Origin of the sequence: Bacillus sp. SIMBA_008 (genome assembly GCF_046535495.1) — a bacterium.
Lineage (GTDB): Bacteria > Bacillota > Bacilli > Bacillales > Bacillaceae > Bacillus > Bacillus subtilis.
In genome coordinates this window covers 1-274 of record NZ_JAWRWL010000418.1, presented here as the reverse complement: position 1 = coordinate 274, position 274 = coordinate 1, and the positions used below count along the sequence as shown (strand labels likewise).

1 protein-coding gene is annotated in these 274 nt (G+C 39.4%); it reads left to right on the top strand.

Annotated elements, in window-relative coordinates; all coding sequences use genetic code 11:
• Positions 1-274 (top strand): NAD(P)-binding domain-containing protein (locus tag SB658_RS23840; protein ID WP_410602795.1); only part of this gene is annotated, 274 nt, incomplete at both ends.

The window sequence follows — 274 nt, the reverse complement described above, 5'->3', positions numbered from 1 at the left end:
CGATAGCAATTGATTTCACGACATCTACACCAACATTGGCAAAACGTATTAACGAAACCGGTAAAAGTAAGAATGTATATACGTTAGATGCGCCTGTATCTGGAGGAGACGTTGGTGCGAAAGAAGCAAGGCTCGCAATTATGGTCGGTGGCGAAAAAGAAATATATGAAAAATGTTTACCGTTATTTGAAAAACTAGGGACAAATATTCAGTTGCAAGGACCAGCTGGAAGTGGACAACATACAAAAATGTGCAATCAAATTGCGATTGCTTC